This window comes from Exiguobacterium profundum, from assembly GCF_042652865.1.
GTDB classification, from domain to species: domain Bacteria; phylum Bacillota; class Bacilli; order Exiguobacteriales; family Exiguobacteriaceae; genus Exiguobacterium; species Exiguobacterium profundum.
This window is the reverse complement of sequence record NZ_JBHSHG010000001.1, coordinates 939,743-955,909: the sequence shown is the minus strand read 5'-3', so window position 1 is coordinate 955,909 and position 16,167 is coordinate 939,743. Positions and strand designations below refer to the sequence as shown.

The window sequence follows — 16,167 nt, the reverse complement described above, 5'->3', positions numbered from 1 at the left end:
GGTTCACGTTATTCGCTTAAAAGATGACCAATCACGTCGTTCGATTCCGATTCAACGAGTACTTGTGGAATCTCGACCGTACGCTGTGGATCAGGGGGGAACGTGACGAGCCAGGCACGTGTTCCTTCAAACCGATCATCGACTAAGTCATAACGATCATCGACTGTAATGGATTGAATCGTAGCCTGTTTCCCGTTTTCATCGGTTGGTAGCCAATTCTTATTGTGTAGATAGGTAACAGCACTTTTTATGATAGCCGTCTCGTCATCAGACGGCATGGATGGTGACGTGGATGGTTGTATGCAGCCGACCAACATCAACATGGTAAAACAGAGTGGAGTGAAAAGGCGTGTAAACGTCATGATTGTTTCCCTTTCTCATTTGGTTATTTCTTACAGTATAATCGAGGATGACAGAGGTGTGTACAAAAAATTCCTGCAGTCGAATGGGCTGCAGGAATCAGGTCATGCTTGGATCGTATCGAGGAAAGAACGGATTTGCATCTCCGACTTGGCGTTCGCCGAGTGGAGGTGTTCTTGTTTTACCCCGTCTTTATAGTAAAGAAGTGAAGGGATGCCGCGAACTTCTTGTGCATCAGATAGCTCTGGGAGTTCGTCGCGGTCGACGACGTGCCAGTTAAATTGTGGATAGTCTTTGACAAGCTCATCGACATACATGTCTAGACGTTTACAGTCCGGGCACCATGATGTAGTGAAGACCACCATTCCATGATCTTTTGTGGCTTCGTCAAATTGTTGTGATGAATGAATCGGTTGCATAGACAACTCTCCTTTCTTCTATCTATTTTGTCGGGTTTTTAACGGGTCGTCAACAGATTGGCATTCTCGAAACCATTTGAGAATGTGATACACTATTAAAAATAGCATGAGAAGGAAAAGGTGATGGATATGGCGTTACGTCACGCATTGCTCGGGTTATTGACCCATCAGCCTGCGACCGGGTACGCCTTGAACGCGACGTTCAAGGCGCAGATGATTCATTTTTGGAACGCCCATCATACACAGATTTATCGGGAACTGTTAAAGATGGAAGAAGAGGCACTCGTTTCGGCGGAACATGTCTCTCAACAAGAGTTGCCAGACAAAAAAATATACTCCATCACGGATCGAGGACGAGAAGAGTTAATCAATTGGTTACGTCAACCAACGTCGTTCCAACCGAAAATGAAGGATGAAAACCTCCTGCGTGTCAGTCTGCTCCAATTGTTGCCGGTTGAAGAAGCGGTCCGATATATCGAAGAGACAAAGGCACACCATGAGCAGGTCGCACAACAGATTCGTATGTTTCAAGAAGAACATCAATCGGACGAGGATACACTTGGCTATTTGCTGACGAGCGAGTATGCGATCCGAATGATGGAGAACTATGCCGGATGGGCGGATTGGGCGATCGAACAGATTCAAGCACGCAACGAAAAACACGTGACCTGAGCGGATCAGGTCACGTGTTTTGTGTATGGGTGAACCGGTAAACGAGCGAGTAAGCGATCAAGCACTTCATCATCGGTTTTGGTCTCAAATGAACGAATCGTTTCGTTCAATTGCTTGACTGAAGAGGCGCCTGGTAAGACGACGTCACAGAACCGTTTTGCAGCTTCGAGTGCATAGGCTTGAATCGGTGTCGGCATCATCGCCAATTCACTTGCGAGTTCCTCTTTTCGCCACGTCTCAAATCCCTTATCTCCGAGACGAGTCTCCCATTCATCCGTTAATAGGCCTTTGGCAAGAACCCCTCGACCGACGATGGGGATTGAAATGTTGAGCGTCTCTGCCCGGCGGTCGAGTAGGGAATACGGTGTCATGAGAACATCGAGGGCACCGGATTTGACCCAATGGTTGATGACGTTCGGACGAATCGACGAGAGTCCGATTTGTCGGATTAGACCATCTCGTTTTTGTTTTTGTGCCCATTCAATCGTTGCGTCGAGGTCATCCTCGAGCGTGCCGCCATGTATATAATATAAATCCAGATAATCGGTTTTCAATCGCTCGAGCGATCCGTGCAATGCTTCCTCTAAATAGAACGGATCAGGATTCCAACGCATGCCCTCCTCAGTCAATTCGTTGCCACCTTTACTCGCCAAAAATAAGTGTTGTCGCTCTTGACCCAACGTTTCCCCAATCACACGCTCGACAGCTTGTCGTTCATAGACGTCTGCCGTATCGATATGGCGAATCCCCGATTGAATGGCCGTTTCCAGGATATTCTTTGCCTCTTTCTCCCCATGTTTCAAAATCGTCATCGTTCCGAGTCCGAGTTCACTCATTTGGATTCCTCCTTGTTCGAAATGTAGGTTTGACTCATAATCAGAGTATATCGAAAAGTGAGGAGTAATCATATGGAAGAAAAAACGATTGAGCGGGAAGTCATTTATCAAGGCAAAATCTTCGATGTGGAAAAGCATGTCGTTTCCCTTCCGAACGGAAACACGTCTGTACGTGAACTCGTCTATCATAACGGAGCCGTCGCTGTACTCGTCATTGATGAATCGGACAACATCGTCATGGTGGAGCAGTACCGAAAAGCGTTTGAATCGATGTCGCTTGAGATTCCAGCCGGTAAGTTGGAAAAAGGCGAAGAGCCGATGGCGAGTGCCGAGCGCGAGCTCGAAGAGGAGACGGGCTACACGGCGGAATCGCTTGAAAAGATTTTTTCTTTCTACGGGGCACCTGGGTTCTGCAGTGAGCGGGTCGATGTATATGTCGCAAAAGGGTTATCTGCCGGTGAGATGAATTTAGACGAAGATGAATTTTTAAATGTGAAACGATACTCATTTGATGAAGCCGTCGATTTACTGGACCGAGGCATCATTACCGACGCCAAGACAATTATGGCAATCCAATGGTGGCAATTGTCTAGATTGAAATAATTCTAATCTAAGTACTTATATGATAAACTTACATAGTAATGATTTTAAATTGAAAATTGAGTAAAACTTCGGTATGCTTTCAGTAGTGAACTATGTATAGAGGGGGCGCCTTATGGAAACGCGAATTGAACGAATTAAACAGCAATTGAGCGCCAAAGGATATAAATTAACACCACAACGTGAATCGACGGTACGTATCTTACTTGAGAATGAGAGTGACCATTTAAGTGCGGAGAACGTCTTCATGCTCGTGAAAAGCATCGCACCAGAAATTGGACTCGCAACGGTTTATCGCACATTAGAATTATTGACAGAGCTCGGCGTGGTCGATAAAGTCAACTTCGGTGACGGAGTTGCACGCTTTGACTTACGTCCAGAAGGGGCGAACCATTCGCACCACCATCTCGTCTGTGTCGAATGCGGCTCGGTCGAGGAAATCATGGAAGACTTGCTCGTCGATGTTGAGAAAAAAGTCGAGAGTAAATACGAATTTTTGATTAAAGACCATCGCTTGACGTTTCACGGTATCTGTAAAGTATGCCAAGCAAAAGGCGTCACACTCGAAGGTCATAAAGCAGTCATCAACGGTTAATGCAGAAAGGACAGACGACCCCAACAGGTCATCTGTCCTTTTTCAATGTGTGATATATCGCTCAAGAATCTTCGAAATCCCATCGTCGTTGTTTGATGTCGTGATCTCACTCGCAATGTCGATCAATGCATCGACGGCATTTCCCATGGCAATCCCAATTCCTGCGTATTCAATGATTGAACGGTCGTTATGACCATCTCCGAAAGCGATGACGTGGTCACGATTGATACACAAGTCCTCGAAGACGTGACGCAGCGCCTTCGCCTTATCAATGCCGAAATCGGTGAATTCATAATACATCGCCGCTGTGAACATACTCGTGACCCGACCTGTGAAAGGACCAGCTAATGCAGTTGCATTCTCTCGTAAGTATGAAGGCTCGCCAGCAACGAGAATCTTATGGACGGGGAAGTCGATAATCTCGATTAAGTTTGGTTCTTCTCGCAATTGGAACTGACCGCTTCTCGATTCATATTCGATGATGTTAATCAATTTTCCATTCACTTCAAGTTGTCCCTCGAAAACGTCGCGCACATACATATACGTATCATCGTTAATCATTGGGATGACCTCGTAGTGCTCTAAGTGCTTTAAGATTGAGCGAACATCCTCGATTTGCATTGCTTGTTCAAAAAGCGTATCGCCTGTAGAAGCGTCCGTGACACATGCTCCATTAGAAGAGACAATCAACCCGCCGAACTCGTTCAATTTCAACTCTTGTGCATAGCGAATCATCCCTCGCTTTGGACGTCCTGACGCAAGCACCACTTTGACACCTTGCTCTTGCAATGCAAGTAGCGTGCGCTTCGTCTGTTCCGTGATGATTTTCTCGTCATTTAACAGCGTTCCGTCTAAATCAAGTAAAATTGCCTGGATCATGTGTGTTGTCTCCTTCTGTTTAGATTGTCAATTCGATGATGTTGCCTTCCGGATCAAGGATGACGCTTTCGTAATAACCATCACCGGTCGTCCGTGGACCGTCAACGTGTGTGTATCCATCAAGTTGAAAGCGTTCCGTCAAGGCATCTACCGCGTGTTTACTTCCTAGTGAAAAGGCGAGATGTGCATACCCGGCCGATTCTTTCGGATGTTCTTTAAGGTGAGGTCGTCTCATCAGTTCGAGTCGGCAACGTGAACCTCGAAACGTTAAAAAGTACGATTCAAACTGTTTCTTCTCGTTTTCATATTTATCATTTGACTGTGCATCAAAATAGACTTCGTAAAACCTGCGCATGTTTTCGATGTCGTTTACCCAAAGGGCGACATGTTCAATTCTCATATAGAATCATCCTCTGATGTTCGTCTAATCATTTGATTCAACCGTTCTGTATTGAAGAGCATCCCGGTCATGATTAGGATGATCACAAACGGTAAAAAACGGAGTGAAGTCATAGACACGATTAATCCGAATAACGGGGGGAGAAACGTACTCCCTGAGTAGGCGAATGCCATTTGAAACCCCATCAAACGTTTCGATTGTGCCGAGCCAAACCGATTCGGCGTATCGTGAAGCATACTTGGATAAATCGGAGCCAATCCGAAGCCAATCAGCATCAAGCCGACGAGCATCGTCGCGGAGATTGGGATGAAGAAGAGGATGCTTCCGACAAGGGCGAGTATTTGTCCCATCCGAATCATCTGTTTGTTCGTGAAACGGAACGAGAGGAATCCGCTCACAAACCGTCCAATTGTGATACTACCGTAGTAGATGGACACCCATGCCGCAGCCGTCGCAATGGAAAACTGTTTCATCTGCACAAGATAACTGCTCGTCCATAACCCAATCAACGCTTCGACCCCGCAGTAAAGTAGAAATGTGGCCAATGCATAGGACACTCCGGTCGGTAGCTTGCGATCGAGTGTCGTGACGGCTGTTTCTTGAGGATGTGCAGTGGAATCCTCTTTCTGTTTCCAAAGTGGGAAAGACAACCACAATACGAGAGCTAAACTGAACTGAACGGCGGCGATAATCAAATAGCCGTCACGCCATCCATCCTCTGTTAATACACCCGCCATGACGAGTGGTCCCCCGGTCGCGCCGATTCCCCAAAAGCAGTGTAGCCAGTTCATATGATGTGCTTCGTAATGTTCGGCAACGTAATGATTCAGAGCGGAATCGACGGCACCGGCGCCTAGACCGAGCGGGATGGCGAATACGAATAGCCAACCGATTGAAGGAGCATAGTAGAATCCGAACAGACAGAGCGCTGTGAGTAATGTCGAACCGAACGTGACTTGTTTCGTGTCAAAATGTTTCAATAGTTTACCGCTCAGTAGACTCGAAAGAATCGTTCCACCAGCAATCGTCATAAAAATCCATCCGACCATCGATACCGGTGCGGAGAATTCTTGATGCATAAGTGGCCACCCGACACCGATGAGGGCATCCGGAAGACCAAGACTGATAAATGCGAGATAGATCACGGCCAACAAAACAATCGTCATACGTCACCTCGCGGAATCGTTTCGAGCATCAATTCAATGCCGAGGCGAGCCAGTCCGGAAAAGTAATCCTCTTCCCATTCCCCAATCCGTAGACGAGGAAGGTGACGAGAGGGAAGATATCGTTCGCATGCGCGGTCGATGTGAGACAGATCGTCAGTAATGAGGTCGACGTCTGAAAAGATGAATGTGTGTGGGTTTAGTGTCGCAGCAAATGTAGCGACGAGCCGTCCTAATGCATCGATTTCTTCTTTTTTCAGAACATGTGGTCCATAAGGCTTGTTTTTTATGCGGTCAAAGAAAGTTGCATCATCATAAAGCGGAAGAAATGAAACTTCACCACTAAACCCGGATTGTCCGCGAGCGACATGTCCATCGAGCAAGATACCAGCACCTGGACCATTCTTTCCGAGGCCGAGATAGACGATGGACTGATGTGTTGTGGTCTCATCTCGTATGGAAAATCCATAGACGGCGGCATTCATATCATTTTCAATGACGACCGGAAGTCCAGTTCGTTCCATCAACCAGTTCTTCAAATCTAAATGCGCCAGTGATGGATATTCTGGGGCGAAAACAATTCGACCCGTATCGACTGCAGCGGCGACGCCGACAGAGATGGCACCGATTTTTATTGTGTGCTCATCGAATGTATCGACGAGTTTGCCTAACGTCTCTAAATGCGTGCCTGAGACTAAAGTTACACCTTCTTCAACATTCTGAGTTTTACAGTCAATCAAGCGATAGTGAATCTCGCTCGCTTCGATATATAGGGTCAGGCAACATCGGAATGTTGGATTGTATTTATAACTTTTTGCGGGTCTTCCTCCTTTTGGGGCAAGTTGACCGTGTTCGATGACTTCACCGTGTTCAATCATGTCATCAATCATCTTCTTAACGGTAGGGAATGAAACGTGTGTGGCCTTACTCAACTCGGAAATTGTCGAAACGTTGTGTAGGGCAATTTGCTTTCGGATGTCGACTAGTAATTCATGTTGTGGATCTTTCATCACGATTCAACTCCTATCCACTTTTTAAAATACTTTAATAAGTTATTTGTAGTATAACGTTTCTCATTTGAAGATGCCAGAAAAATAAGAATTCTGAGATGTATTTTTATCACGTAAACGTTCACAAAAAAGTGAATAAAAAATGAGGTCAGACATCTTCACAACAGTTTACATAAGTGATATGCTGTAAGCGTATTCAGGTGAAACAAGGAAGGAGGAGGGTATGATGCGTTCGCATATCGAGTCATTTCTTCAATACATGACAGTTGAAAAGCGGATGTCCGCGAATACGAGACAGGCGTATGCGAGCGATTTGACGCAGTACGCATCGACCTTGACCCAACTTGGGGTAGAAGAGTGGAATGAAGTGACACGTTCGCATATCGTCAAACATATCGAAGAACTGTCACAGGCGGGGCGTGCCTCGTCCTCATTAAGACGAGCTGTCAGTTCGATCCGGATGTTTCATCATCATCTCAAAATGACCGGAGTCACGACGACCGATCCGTCTCTTTACCTAGAATCTCCAAAAGCAGAAAAGCAACTTCCGGATACATGGTCACAAGCGGAAGTTGAACGTCTGTTGGACAGCGTCCCGACGTCGGACCCGCTCTCGTTACGAGACCGAGCCATGCTTGAATTGCTTTACGGGACAGGGATGCGGGTCAGTGAACTTTTAGGTTTGGATTTGGATGATTTGCAGTTCGAATTGGGGTATCTACAATGTGAAGGGAAAGGCGAGCGCGCAAGAATCATTCCGGTATCCTCGGTTGCCCAAAGTTTTGTCGAGCGTTACATCCAACAAGCTCGTAACGGACTTGGCGGCAGAGAGACCGAAGCGCTCTTTTTAAACGGCAGAGGAGGACGGCTCAGTCGCCAAGGATTTTGGAAGATGATCAAACGACGAGCCAAACTTGCTGGAATTGACAAAGAAATCACACCGCACGTACTCCGTCATTCTTTTGCGACACACCTTCTCGAGAACGGTGCGGATTTACGCGCCATTCAACAGATGCTCGGTCATGCGGATTTAGCGACGACGCAAGTGTATACACACGTCAACAAATCACGATTGCATGATGTGTATCGTAAGCATCACCCTCGTGCCTAGACACCGAAAAGGAGGAATTTTTTGTGAAGAAGTTTAAACGTATTTTCTTAGTCGTCATGGACTCGGTCGGTATCGGTGAAGCACCAGATGCTGAACAGTTCGGTGACAAAGGGGCCGACACGCTCGGGCATATCGCGCGTGAACATAACGGATTGAACATGCCGAACATGGGTAAACTTGGACTTTCGAACATCAAGCCGATTCAAGGCATCGATGCATCGGATGCACCGAGTGCGTATGGTCGCATGGAAGAAATCTCAGCTGGTAAGGATACGATGACAGGACATTGGGAAATCATGGGTCTTCATATCGATACACCATTCCGAGTATTCGAGGAGTTCCCTGATGACTTGATTCACCGCCTCGAAGAGTTCAGCGGACGTAAAATCATCGGGAACAAACCGGCGTCAGGAACAGAAATTTTGGACGAACTCGGTGAAGAGCATGTCGAGACTGGCGCTCTGATTGTCTATACATCAGCCGACTCAGTCCTTCAAATCGCAGCACACGAGGACATCGTGCCGGTTGATGAGTTGTACCGAATCTGCGAATACGCTCGTGAAATCACACGTGAAGATCCATACATGCTCGGACGAATCATCGCTCGCCCGTTCATCGGGACACCAGGAGCATGGGTCCGTACGGCAAACCGTCACGATTACGCCTTGAAACCATTCGGCAAGACCGTCATGAACACGCTTGAGGAAGCTGGGAAAGACGTCATCGCATTAGGGAAAATCAGCGATATTTACGATGGTGAAGGTGTGACAAAAGCGGTCCGCACGAAATCGAACATGGATGGCATGGACAAATTGGTCGAGTCGCTCGAGGAAGACTTCGAAGGGCTCTGCTTCTTGAATTTAGTTGACTTCGACGCATTATTCGGTCATCGTCGTGACCCGGAAGGCTATGCGGTCGCGCTTGAAGAGTATGACGCTCGCTTACCGGAAGTGATGGAGCGCCTTCGTGAAGATGACTTGCTCATCATCACGGCTGACCACGGAAATGACCCTGTTCATGCCGGTACAGATCACACGCGTGAATACGTTCCGCTCATCGTTCATCACAACGGAGCGAAGGCGGTTGATTTAGGCATTCGTGGTACGTTCGCAGATATCGGTGCGACCGTCGCTGACAACTTTAACGTTGCGGCACCATCAAACGGAAAGAGTTTCTTAAACGAAATTTGAGGAGGCAATATTCATGGTAAATTGGAACGAAACAAAAGCGTTTTTGCAGGAGCGTATGGGCAGTACACCAGAAATCGGACTCATTCTAGGGTCGGGACTTGGAGTCCTCGCGGACGAGATTGAGAACCCGGTAGCGATTCCTTATGAGGAGATTCCACACTTCCCGGTATCGACTGTCGAAGGACATGCGGGTCAACTCGTGTTCGGTGAACTTGAAGGAAAACGAGTCGTCGCCATGCAAGGACGGTTCCACTTCTATGAAGGATACTCGATGGAACAAGTGACGTTCCCGGTTCGTGTCCTCAAATTGATCGGTGTCGAGACTCTCATCGTCACAAACGCGGCAGGAGCGTGTAACGAGTCATTCAACCCAGGCGACTTGATGATCATCACAGATCATATTAACTTCTTTGGTACGAGCCCGCTCATCGGGAAGAACGCGAGTGAATTCGGGACACGTTTCCCTGACATGTCAGAAGCGTACGATAAAGAGCTCGTGAAATTGACAGAACGTGTCGCTTCAGACCTTGGACTTTCTGTACAAAAAGGGGTTTACTTCGGTAACACAGGTCCTACGTACGAAACACCAGCTGAAGTCAAAATGGCCCGTCTTCTCGGTGGCGACGTCGTCGGTATGTCGACCGTTCCAGAAGTCATTGTCGCGCGTCATTCGGATATGCGTGTCCTAGGGATCTCGTGTGTCTCGAACATGGCAGCAGGCATCTTAGATCAACCACTCAACCATGAAGAAGTCATCGAAACGACAGAGCGCGTTCGTCAAGACTTCCTCTCTCTCGTACGTGGCACGATTAAAAGCATGTAAGTAACTTAATTTTAGGAGGACGACAGTTATGCGTATGGTCGATTTGATTTTAAAGAAACGTAACGGTGGAGAATTGAACGAAGAGGAGATTCGCTTCGTTGTCGAAGGTTTCACGAACGAATCAATCCCTGACTATCAGATGTCAGCCTTATCGATGGCCATCTACTTCAATGGGATGACTGAAAACGAGACGGCTGCATTGACGATGGAAATGGTGAAGTCTGGTGATACGATTGACCTTTCCAACATCGAAGGGAAAAAAGTTGATAAGCACTCGACGGGCGGCGTCGGGGACAAAATCAGCTTGATCGTGGCACCACTCGTTGCTTCAATCGGCATCCCCGTTGCGAAGATGAGCGGTCGTGGTCTCGGTCACACGGGTGGTACGATTGATAAGCTCGAATCATTCCCGGGGTTCAACGTTGAATTGACGGAAGAACAATTCACGAAACAAGTAAATGATATCAAAATGTCGATCATCGGTCAGACAGGGAACTTGACGCCTGCCGATAAGCGCTTGTATGCGCTCCGCGACGTTACGGCTACGGTCGAATCGATCCCGCTTATCGCAAGTTCAATCATGTCGAAGAAGATTGCAGCAGGCGCGGACAGTATCGTTCTTGACGTCAAGACAGGTTCTGGTGCGTTCATGAAATCGTTTGATGATGCGAAAGCCCTCGCGGAAGAAATGGTCGCAATCGGGAAAAACGTCGGACGTAAGACGGTCGCGGTCATCACAGACATGGACCAACCGCTCGGCTTTGAAATCGGGAACGCGAACGAAGTGAAAGAAGCGATTGAAGTCCTCTCAGGTAAAGAAGTCGAAGATTTGAAAACAATCGCGCTCACGATCGCTGGACATATGGCTGTCCTCGGTGAATTCTATCCGACGTTTGAAGAGGCGTATGCCGACCTTGAGAAGCGCATTGCAGATGGACACGCACTCGAAGTGTTCCGCAAGTTCGTCGAAGCACAAGGTGGCGACGCATCACTCGTCGATGATGTGACGAAATTACCACAAGCTTCATATGAGACGACATTCGTCGCAAAAGAAGCAGGTTATGTCGAGTCGATCATCGCAGACGAAGTAGGTGTTGCGGCGATGCTTCTCGGTGCAGGACGCGCGACAAAAGAAGACAAAATCGATTTTGCGGCAGGCATCACGCTTGAGAAAAAAGTCGGCGACCGTGTCGAGGCAGGCGATGTGATCGCGGTACTCCGTTCGAACATCGAAGACATGTCTTCAGCCATCGAGCGTTTAGACCATGCGTATACGATCGGTGCAACGAAACCAGAGGCACGTCCACTCGTTCACGCGGTGATTCAATAAGGCAGAACGTCTGTTTCCACAAAAAAGTGGAGACAGACGTGTTTTTTTGATAAGATGGGTAATGTGAGTGTCAAACAGCAGGATACATATTATGAAAAAGGGGTTGCTTGAAACATGAAAAAAGGTTCTATGAAACTTGAAAATGGCGAAATGATTGAATTTGATTTATTCCACGGTGAAGCACCGATCACGGTTGAAAACTTCGAAAAACTTGCGAACAGCGGGTTTTACAACGGATTGACGTTCCACCGTGTCATCCCTGGCTTCGTCAGCCAAGGTGGTTGCCCACAAGGAACTGGAATGGGTGGCGCAGGCTATACGATTCCTTGTGAGACATCGACATCGTTCCCGCACAAACACGAAGCGGGTTCACTCTCAATGGCCCACGCAGGTCGTGACACAGGGTCTTCACAGTTCTTCATCGTCCATGAGCCACAACCGCATTTGGATGGTGTCCATACGGTATTCGGTAAAGTGACATCTGGTCTTGAGCATGCCGTCAAACTTCGTCAAGGTACGAAGATGGCAGAAGTGAAGGTTTGGGACGAGAATTGATTTTTGCCTGAAGGGTATGGCACAATGAACCATGTCTCTCACGTGTTCACGTCGTGAAACTTGAATGACAAAAGGTGGTGAACCCAGCAATGCTGGTCAAATATAAACGTTCTTATGAAAAGACGGCGATGGGTCTACTCGCATTCTCATGCAGTGACAAATCTCCGCTAAGCTTGCTTGAACTCGTCCGATCGTATGACGAGGAGGAGTCGAAGTTCCTCTATTTGTGGAAAGTCGGTGAAGACTTCGTTGGTATCATTGGTATGGAGCAACAAGAAACGACAATGGTCATCGACCATATCGCCTTGTCGCCATCATTCCGTGGCGAGAAACGTTCTTACGAGCTTCTAGACGAGGTAAGAAACGTCCTTCCACTTGATTTGACGCTAACCGGTACAGGCAAGACGGGCGATTTATTGGATAAATGGAATCAATTAGTCGTCTGATGACAAAAACCCCCGCAATCTTGGACTGCGGGGGTTTTGCATATTGCATGGAGTAAATCACAAACCCTTTAAATGAGGTGGATTCATGAATCGAGTAACAATTGATGAACTGATCAATCGAATGGAGCAAGTGCTCAGGCAAGAACGAACGCGAGAAGAAATCTCTGATTGGGCACATCAGTGGATGGAACAGTATGAAAATATAGATGGATTTGATTGGACAGCTTCTGACGAGGTGGTTTGGTCCTGCTTACAAACGATAGTTGGCATGGATTTACTTGAAACCCCTTCTGAATATTTACATGATCGGAGCGATCTCGAGAGTTGGGTGATGGCGTTTAAGAAGTTAAAAAATCATCATTGATCATGAAAAGGAGACTTCTTGAATCTTGACGTCAACTTCTGGCACGTTGCCTTTTTAAAAGTGCCAACTCCCGTTCCATAATCACTTCGCTCCGGTCACGGTGTAGATGTTTATGAACGAGTTCCTCGAACGCCAGGTCCGTCGATGGAAACGTCGATTTTAGGGATTCGACCGTCTCACGGACATCTGATTGCAATGGAAGCGTCGCGCGAAGCGGCCATTCCTCGAGTTGTGCGATGAAGGAGTCGACATCTAGACCGAGTTCATTCAAATAGGGAGAAGCGATGTCAATCTTTCGACGTAAGAGTCGCAAGCTCTTTTTTGCGCCGACCAAATTGTCGCGCCGGAGGTGATAGTGGATGACAGCATATTGGATGAGCGCTGCATAGCCGTGGTGACGGCGTCCGTCTGCCTGCCACGCCTCTTCTAATACCTCATGACATTCGAAATAATCGGCATGACATTCAAAAAGCAACGTATAATGAATAAAAGGGGTCATGAATCAATTTTCTCCTTTCGTGTCCACGGTGTTATAAAACATGTTATACTAAAGCGCAAAAATGTAAAATGGCAGGTGTCTCTATGGAAGCCTATAACGTTAAAATTGATACGTTCGAAGGTCCACTCGACCTGTTGCTCCATTTGATTGGAAAAATGGAGATTGATATCGTCGACATTTCCGTGGCAGAAGTCACTGACCAGTATGTCGGCTATATTCGCACGATGCAAAAATTTGAACTCGATGTGGCCAGTGAATACTTGGTCATGGCGGCGACGTTGCTCCAATTGAAGAGCAAACAATTGTTACCGCCAGTTTCGGTCGAGGATGAAGAGGTTCCAGACTTCAGTGAGGAACCGACGCGTGAAGGTCTCATTCGTCAATTGATTGAATACAAAGCATATAAAGAAGCGGTCGTCTTCATGCGTGAACAAGAAGAACACCGGCTTGAATTGTATACGCGACCGGGTGAAGATTTGACGACTTATATGTCTGAAGAGGTGTCTAAGTATGACGGACCACTCAACTTCTCGGATCTTCTCCACGCCTATTCGAAGATGATTGAACGGAAACGTTGGAAAGAACGACGCAAAAAGACGATCAAGCGGGAAGAGCGTACGCTTGAAGAGCAGATGACGCGTCTTCATGAACACGTATCGTCGACGAGACAAACGTCGTTTTTCGCCTTTTTTGTTGAGCAACCGAACGTCTCGGATCTCGTGGTAACGTTTATGGCGCTTCTTGAGCTGATCAAGCTACGGGTCGTCGTAACAAAACAACTCGACCAAGATATTCAAATCTCATTCATTGAACCATCAAAGAAAGGGGATGAAGCGGTTGCTGTCTTATGAGACGATTATTGAAGGATTGCTGTTCGTCGTCGGTGATGAAGGGATGGAAGTACGCGCGCTTGCCGAGACGCTCGATATCTCAGAAGCTGCGGCACGAGAACAGCTCAGTAAGCTAGAGACATCGTTCAAATCATCGAATCGGCCGTTTCAGCTCATGGAATCGGCAGGTGTCTACAAGCTCGTGACCGTTCCGGACGTCTCTCCGTACATTCAAAAATATGTCGGGACGATGGCTGAGCAGGCGCTCTCACGTGCAGCGATGGAGACGCTTGTTATCATCGCCTACAAACAGCCGGTCACACGAGCGGATATCGAAGAGATTCGCGGGGTCAAAGTCGAACGGGTCATCCATACGTTGTTATCGAAAGGATTGATCGAATCGGCTGGTCGTGCGAAGACGATTGGTCGTGCCAAGCTGTATCGTACGACAGAGCACTTCCTCGACCATTTCGGGTTCAACTCGCTCGAAGAATTGCCACCATTAACATTTGAGGATGAACTGACAGACGAAGGCGATTTGTTCTTCGGTCAGGAATCACCGAAGCAAGAAGAGAGATTGGAGAAGGATTAATCATATGGAACGTTTGCAAAAAGTAATCGCACAAGCGGGGGTCGCCTCGCGTCGGAAAGCGGAAGAAATGATTTTGGATGGTCGCGTCCGCGTGAACGGAAAAGTCGTCCGTGAACTCGGGACGAAAGTTGGACCGAAGTCAGAGATTGAAGTCGATGGCGTCAAAATCGAACAAGAAGAACATGTCTACTATTTGCTTTATAAACCGAGTGGCTACGTATCGACGGTCGATGACGACAAAGGACGTAAAGTCATCACAGACCTCGTCCCACCAGGAGCACGTGTATTCCCGGTCGGTCGTCTTGACTACAACACGACGGGTCTCATCATCTTGACGAACGATGGCGAGTTCTCGAACATGATGACACACCCGAAATATAAAATTCAAAAGCGTTATGTGGCAAAAGTGAAGAACATCCCATCTTACTTGGCCATCAAACAGCTTGAGTCTGGTGTCGAACTCGATGACGGATTCAAAACGGGAAGTGCGAAAGTGAAGATGAAGTCTGTAGACCAGAAGAAGAACACAGCCATCCTCGAAATCGTCATCTCGGAAGGTCACAATCGTCAAATCCGTCGGATGGTGGAAGCCATTGGTTCAGAGGTCATCAAACTGAAGCGTGAACAGTTCGGTTTCTTGACGCTCGACGGTCTGAACACGGGCGACTGGCGTGAACTTTCACACAAAGAAATCAGTAAGCTTCGGGAACTTGCGAACCCTACCGTTCCACCGAAACCACGAGGCAAAAAGAAGAAAAAATAACAACAAAAAATCGTCCTGAAATAGGATGATTTTTTTGATTGTGTAGATTGTGTGACAAAAAAATGAAAAAAGTCTGTTAATGTGCGTTTTTAATGTTTTTTCAGTACAATAGCAACTGAAGGATGGTGTGAAAACGATGACAAAAGATCAACAAAAAGACGACCGGATGGAACAAGCGGTCGCAAAAAAGAAAAAGAGGTCATTTTGGCGGATGATGATCATGACGGTCGTTCTCTTCGCGGGAGCGGTTACGATTATGCAAACATTCGACCAAGCGGGTAACGATGGACGCATCGAGGCGGGCGACGAGGCACCGAACTTCAAGCTCGTCACACTCGACGGTTCGACCTTGTATGAGCGAGATAACTACGAAGGGAAAGGGATGCTCTTGAATTTCTGGGGTACGTTCTGTGAACCGTGTAAGAAAGAGATGCCGGTCGTACAAGAAAACTATGCGACACTTCAAGACATGGGTGTCGATTTTTGGGCCGTGAACGTCGGAGAGACACCGCTTCGTGTCGATAATTTCATCAACGACCTTGGTGTCGGGCTCGACTATCCGATTTTGATGGATACCCAGAGCGAAGTCGAAGGAGCGTATGGCATTTATAACCTACCCGTCACATTCGTCATCGATGGTGAAGGGAACGTAATTGAAAAGTATGAAGGTGAACTCACGAAAGAGAAATTGATGGAGCTAGCCGAGAAGTCATTGTAAGCGAACGGGGGA

At 47.3% G+C, this 16,167-nt stretch carries 22 protein-coding genes; 14 read left to right on the top strand and 8 right to left on the bottom strand.

What is annotated here, in order from left to right; genetic code table 11:
- Positions 1-8 precede the first annotated feature (8 nt).
- Positions 9-362: a hypothetical protein gene (locus ACFO4U_RS04970; protein WP_215243855.1), complete on the bottom strand. Its 354-nt coding sequence runs from the start codon at positions 360-362 to the stop codon at positions 9-11.
- Between the two features lie 102 nt (positions 363-464).
- Positions 465-779 (bottom strand): thioredoxin family protein, encoded by a 315-nt coding sequence (locus tag ACFO4U_RS04965; RefSeq protein WP_215243856.1) that lies wholly within the window; start codon positions 777-779, stop codon positions 465-467.
- A 123-nt stretch (positions 780-902) separates the two neighbouring features.
- Between ACFO4U_RS04965 and ACFO4U_RS04960 the strand changes: the two genes are divergently transcribed.
- Positions 903-1,451 carry a PadR family transcriptional regulator gene (locus ACFO4U_RS04960; protein ID WP_084543069.1) on the top strand — a complete coding sequence of 183 codons (549 nt, stop codon included), beginning with the start codon at positions 903-905 and terminating at the stop codon, positions 1,449-1,451.
- 5 nt (positions 1,452-1,456) lie between these two features.
- Here the strand turns inward: ACFO4U_RS04960 and ACFO4U_RS04955 are convergent, their stop codons facing one another.
- Positions 1,457-2,287: an aldo/keto reductase gene (locus ACFO4U_RS04955; RefSeq protein ID WP_214690799.1), complete on the bottom strand. Its 831-nt coding sequence runs from the start codon at positions 2,285-2,287 to the stop codon at positions 1,457-1,459.
- Between the two features lie 72 nt (positions 2,288-2,359).
- On the opposite strand from ACFO4U_RS04955, the gene ACFO4U_RS04950 reads away from it, so the two are divergent.
- Both ACFO4U_RS04950 and fur read left to right on the top strand, forming a co-directional pair.
- Positions 2,360-2,890 carry an NUDIX domain-containing protein gene (locus ACFO4U_RS04950; protein WP_159562421.1) on the top strand — a complete coding sequence of 177 codons (531 nt, stop codon included), beginning with the start codon at positions 2,360-2,362 and terminating at the stop codon, positions 2,888-2,890.
- 112 nt (positions 2,891-3,002) lie between these two features.
- Positions 3,003-3,482 (top strand): ferric iron uptake transcriptional regulator, encoded by a 480-nt coding sequence (fur, locus tag ACFO4U_RS04945; protein WP_012726507.1) that lies wholly within the window; start codon positions 3,003-3,005, stop codon positions 3,480-3,482.
- 42 nt (positions 3,483-3,524) lie between these two features.
- Here fur and ACFO4U_RS04940 read toward each other — a convergent pair whose 3' ends face one another.
- From ACFO4U_RS04940 to ACFO4U_RS04925, 4 genes are read right to left on the bottom strand one after another with little or no spacing between them, the layout of a single operon-like run.
- Positions 3,525-4,361, bottom strand: coding sequence for a Cof-type HAD-IIB family hydrolase (locus tag ACFO4U_RS04940; protein ID WP_215243857.1), 837 nt, complete (start codon positions 4,359-4,361; stop codon positions 3,525-3,527).
- A 19-nt stretch (positions 4,362-4,380) separates the two neighbouring features.
- Positions 4,381-4,761 (bottom strand): VOC family protein, encoded by a 381-nt coding sequence (locus ACFO4U_RS04935; RefSeq protein ID WP_074036798.1) that lies wholly within the window; start codon positions 4,759-4,761, stop codon positions 4,381-4,383.
- The gene (locus ACFO4U_RS04930) at positions 4,758-5,927 is read right to left on the bottom strand and encodes an MFS transporter (RefSeq protein ID WP_215243858.1); all 1,170 of its coding nucleotides are present in this window, start codon (positions 5,925-5,927) and stop codon (positions 4,758-4,760) included. Before ACFO4U_RS04930 ends, ACFO4U_RS04935 begins: the two co-directional genes overlap by 4 nt.
- Complete coding sequence (locus tag ACFO4U_RS04925) at positions 5,924-6,934, bottom strand: ROK family protein (protein WP_214690802.1); 1,011 nt, start codon at positions 6,932-6,934, stop codon at positions 5,924-5,926. Before ACFO4U_RS04925 ends, ACFO4U_RS04930 begins: the two co-directional genes overlap by 4 nt.
- 226 nt (positions 6,935-7,160) lie before the next feature.
- On the opposite strand from ACFO4U_RS04925, the gene xerD reads away from it, so the two are divergent.
- The 7 genes from xerD (at position 7,161) to ACFO4U_RS04890 (ending at position 12,753) form a co-directional block, all read left to right on the top strand.
- Positions 7,161-8,045, top strand: a complete 885-nt coding sequence (xerD, locus tag ACFO4U_RS04920) for a site-specific tyrosine recombinase XerD (protein WP_167365518.1) — start codon at positions 7,161-7,163, stop codon at positions 8,043-8,045.
- Positions 8,046-8,068: 23 nt separating this feature from the next.
- On the top strand, positions 8,069-9,235 hold the full coding sequence (gene deoB, locus ACFO4U_RS04915; protein WP_196430830.1) for a phosphopentomutase: 1,167 nt from the start codon (positions 8,069-8,071) through the stop codon (positions 9,233-9,235).
- 13 nt (positions 9,236-9,248) lie between these two features.
- On the top strand, positions 9,249-10,058 hold the full coding sequence (locus ACFO4U_RS04910) for a purine-nucleoside phosphorylase (protein WP_012726501.1): 810 nt from the start codon (positions 9,249-9,251) through the stop codon (positions 10,056-10,058).
- A gap of 28 nt (positions 10,059-10,086) precedes the next feature.
- Entirely contained in the window at positions 10,087-11,388 is a 1,302-nt protein-coding gene (locus ACFO4U_RS04905; RefSeq protein ID WP_012726500.1) for a pyrimidine-nucleoside phosphorylase, read from the top strand.
- A 114-nt stretch (positions 11,389-11,502) separates the two neighbouring features.
- Positions 11,503-11,943, top strand: coding sequence for a peptidylprolyl isomerase (locus tag ACFO4U_RS04900; protein WP_074036812.1), 441 nt, complete (start codon positions 11,503-11,505; stop codon positions 11,941-11,943).
- A gap of 89 nt (positions 11,944-12,032) precedes the next feature.
- Positions 12,033-12,389: a GCN5 family acetyltransferase gene (locus ACFO4U_RS04895; protein ID WP_074036814.1), complete on the top strand. Its 357-nt coding sequence runs from the start codon at positions 12,033-12,035 to the stop codon at positions 12,387-12,389.
- Positions 12,390-12,474: 85 nt separating this feature from the next.
- Complete coding sequence (locus ACFO4U_RS04890) at positions 12,475-12,753, top strand: hypothetical protein (RefSeq protein WP_214781377.1); 279 nt, start codon at positions 12,475-12,477, stop codon at positions 12,751-12,753.
- 31 nt (positions 12,754-12,784) lie between these two features.
- Here the strand turns inward: ACFO4U_RS04890 and ACFO4U_RS04885 are convergent, their stop codons facing one another.
- Positions 12,785-13,252 carry a DUF309 domain-containing protein gene (locus tag ACFO4U_RS04885; protein WP_215243859.1) on the bottom strand — a complete coding sequence of 156 codons (468 nt, stop codon included), beginning with the start codon at positions 13,250-13,252 and terminating at the stop codon, positions 12,785-12,787.
- Positions 13,253-13,335: 83 nt separating this feature from the next.
- On the opposite strand from ACFO4U_RS04885, the gene ACFO4U_RS04880 reads away from it, so the two are divergent.
- The 4 genes from ACFO4U_RS04880 (at position 13,336) to resA (ending at position 16,155) form a co-directional block, all read left to right on the top strand.
- Entirely contained in the window at positions 13,336-14,103 is a 768-nt protein-coding gene (locus ACFO4U_RS04880; protein ID WP_031423432.1) for a segregation/condensation protein A, read from the top strand.
- A complete protein-coding gene (scpB, locus tag ACFO4U_RS04875; protein ID WP_074036818.1) occupies positions 14,081-14,674 on the top strand; it encodes an SMC-Scp complex subunit ScpB in 594 nt (197 codons plus the stop codon). Before ACFO4U_RS04880 ends, scpB begins: the two co-directional genes overlap by 23 nt.
- A 4-nt stretch (positions 14,675-14,678) precedes the next feature.
- Complete coding sequence (locus ACFO4U_RS04870) at positions 14,679-15,437, top strand: pseudouridine synthase (RefSeq protein WP_012726494.1); 759 nt, start codon at positions 14,679-14,681, stop codon at positions 15,435-15,437.
- 136 nt (positions 15,438-15,573) lie between these two features.
- Entirely contained in the window at positions 15,574-16,155 is a 582-nt protein-coding gene (gene resA, locus ACFO4U_RS04865) for a thiol-disulfide oxidoreductase ResA (RefSeq protein ID WP_047795228.1), read from the top strand.
- The last annotated feature ends 12 nt before the right edge of the window (positions 16,156-16,167 follow it).

Excerpts from the sequence above, each read along its gene's own strand:
- ACFO4U_RS04970 (WP_215243855.1), bottom strand. The coding sequence starts at position 362 with ATGACGTTTACACGCCTTTTCACTCCACTCTGTTTTACCATGTTGATG.
- ACFO4U_RS04965 (WP_215243856.1), bottom strand. The coding sequence starts at position 779 with ATGCAACCGATTCATTCATCACAACAATTTGACGAAGCCACAAAAGAT.
- ACFO4U_RS04960 (WP_084543069.1), top strand. The coding sequence starts at position 903 with ATGGATATGGCGTTACGTCACGCATTGCTCGGGTTATTGACCCATCAG.
- ACFO4U_RS04955 (WP_214690799.1), bottom strand. The coding sequence starts at position 2,287 with ATGAGTGAACTCGGACTCGGAACGATGACGATTTTGAAACATGGGGAG.
- ACFO4U_RS04950 (WP_159562421.1), top strand. The coding sequence starts at position 2,360 with ATGGAAGAAAAAACGATTGAGCGGGAAGTCATTTATCAAGGCAAAATC.
- fur (WP_012726507.1), top strand. The coding sequence starts at position 3,003 with ATGGAAACGCGAATTGAACGAATTAAACAGCAATTGAGCGCCAAAGGA.
- ACFO4U_RS04940 (WP_215243857.1), bottom strand. The coding sequence starts at position 4,361 with ATGATCCAGGCAATTTTACTTGATTTAGACGGAACGCTGTTAAATGAC.
- ACFO4U_RS04935 (WP_074036798.1), bottom strand. The coding sequence starts at position 4,761 with ATGAGAATTGAACATGTCGCCCTTTGGGTAAACGACATCGAAAACATG.
- ACFO4U_RS04930 (WP_215243858.1), bottom strand. The coding sequence starts at position 5,927 with ATGACGATTGTTTTGTTGGCCGTGATCTATCTCGCATTTATCAGTCTT.
- ACFO4U_RS04925 (WP_214690802.1), bottom strand. The coding sequence starts at position 6,934 with ATGAAAGATCCACAACATGAATTACTAGTCGACATCCGAAAGCAAATT.
- xerD (WP_167365518.1), top strand. The coding sequence starts at position 7,161 with ATGCGTTCGCATATCGAGTCATTTCTTCAATACATGACAGTTGAAAAG.
- ACFO4U_RS04910 (WP_012726501.1), top strand. The coding sequence starts at position 9,249 with ATGGTAAATTGGAACGAAACAAAAGCGTTTTTGCAGGAGCGTATGGGC.
- ACFO4U_RS04905 (WP_012726500.1), top strand. The coding sequence starts at position 10,087 with ATGCGTATGGTCGATTTGATTTTAAAGAAACGTAACGGTGGAGAATTG.
- ACFO4U_RS04900 (WP_074036812.1), top strand. The coding sequence starts at position 11,503 with ATGAAAAAAGGTTCTATGAAACTTGAAAATGGCGAAATGATTGAATTT.
- ACFO4U_RS04895 (WP_074036814.1), top strand. The coding sequence starts at position 12,033 with ATGCTGGTCAAATATAAACGTTCTTATGAAAAGACGGCGATGGGTCTA.
- ACFO4U_RS04890 (WP_214781377.1), top strand. The coding sequence starts at position 12,475 with ATGAATCGAGTAACAATTGATGAACTGATCAATCGAATGGAGCAAGTG.
- ACFO4U_RS04885 (WP_215243859.1), bottom strand. The coding sequence starts at position 13,252 with ATGACCCCTTTTATTCATTATACGTTGCTTTTTGAATGTCATGCCGAT.
- ACFO4U_RS04880 (WP_031423432.1), top strand. The coding sequence starts at position 13,336 with ATGGAAGCCTATAACGTTAAAATTGATACGTTCGAAGGTCCACTCGAC.
- scpB (WP_074036818.1), top strand. The coding sequence starts at position 14,081 with ATGAAGCGGTTGCTGTCTTATGAGACGATTATTGAAGGATTGCTGTTC.
- ACFO4U_RS04870 (WP_012726494.1), top strand. The coding sequence starts at position 14,679 with ATGGAACGTTTGCAAAAAGTAATCGCACAAGCGGGGGTCGCCTCGCGT.
- resA (WP_047795228.1), top strand. The coding sequence starts at position 15,574 with ATGACAAAAGATCAACAAAAAGACGACCGGATGGAACAAGCGGTCGCA.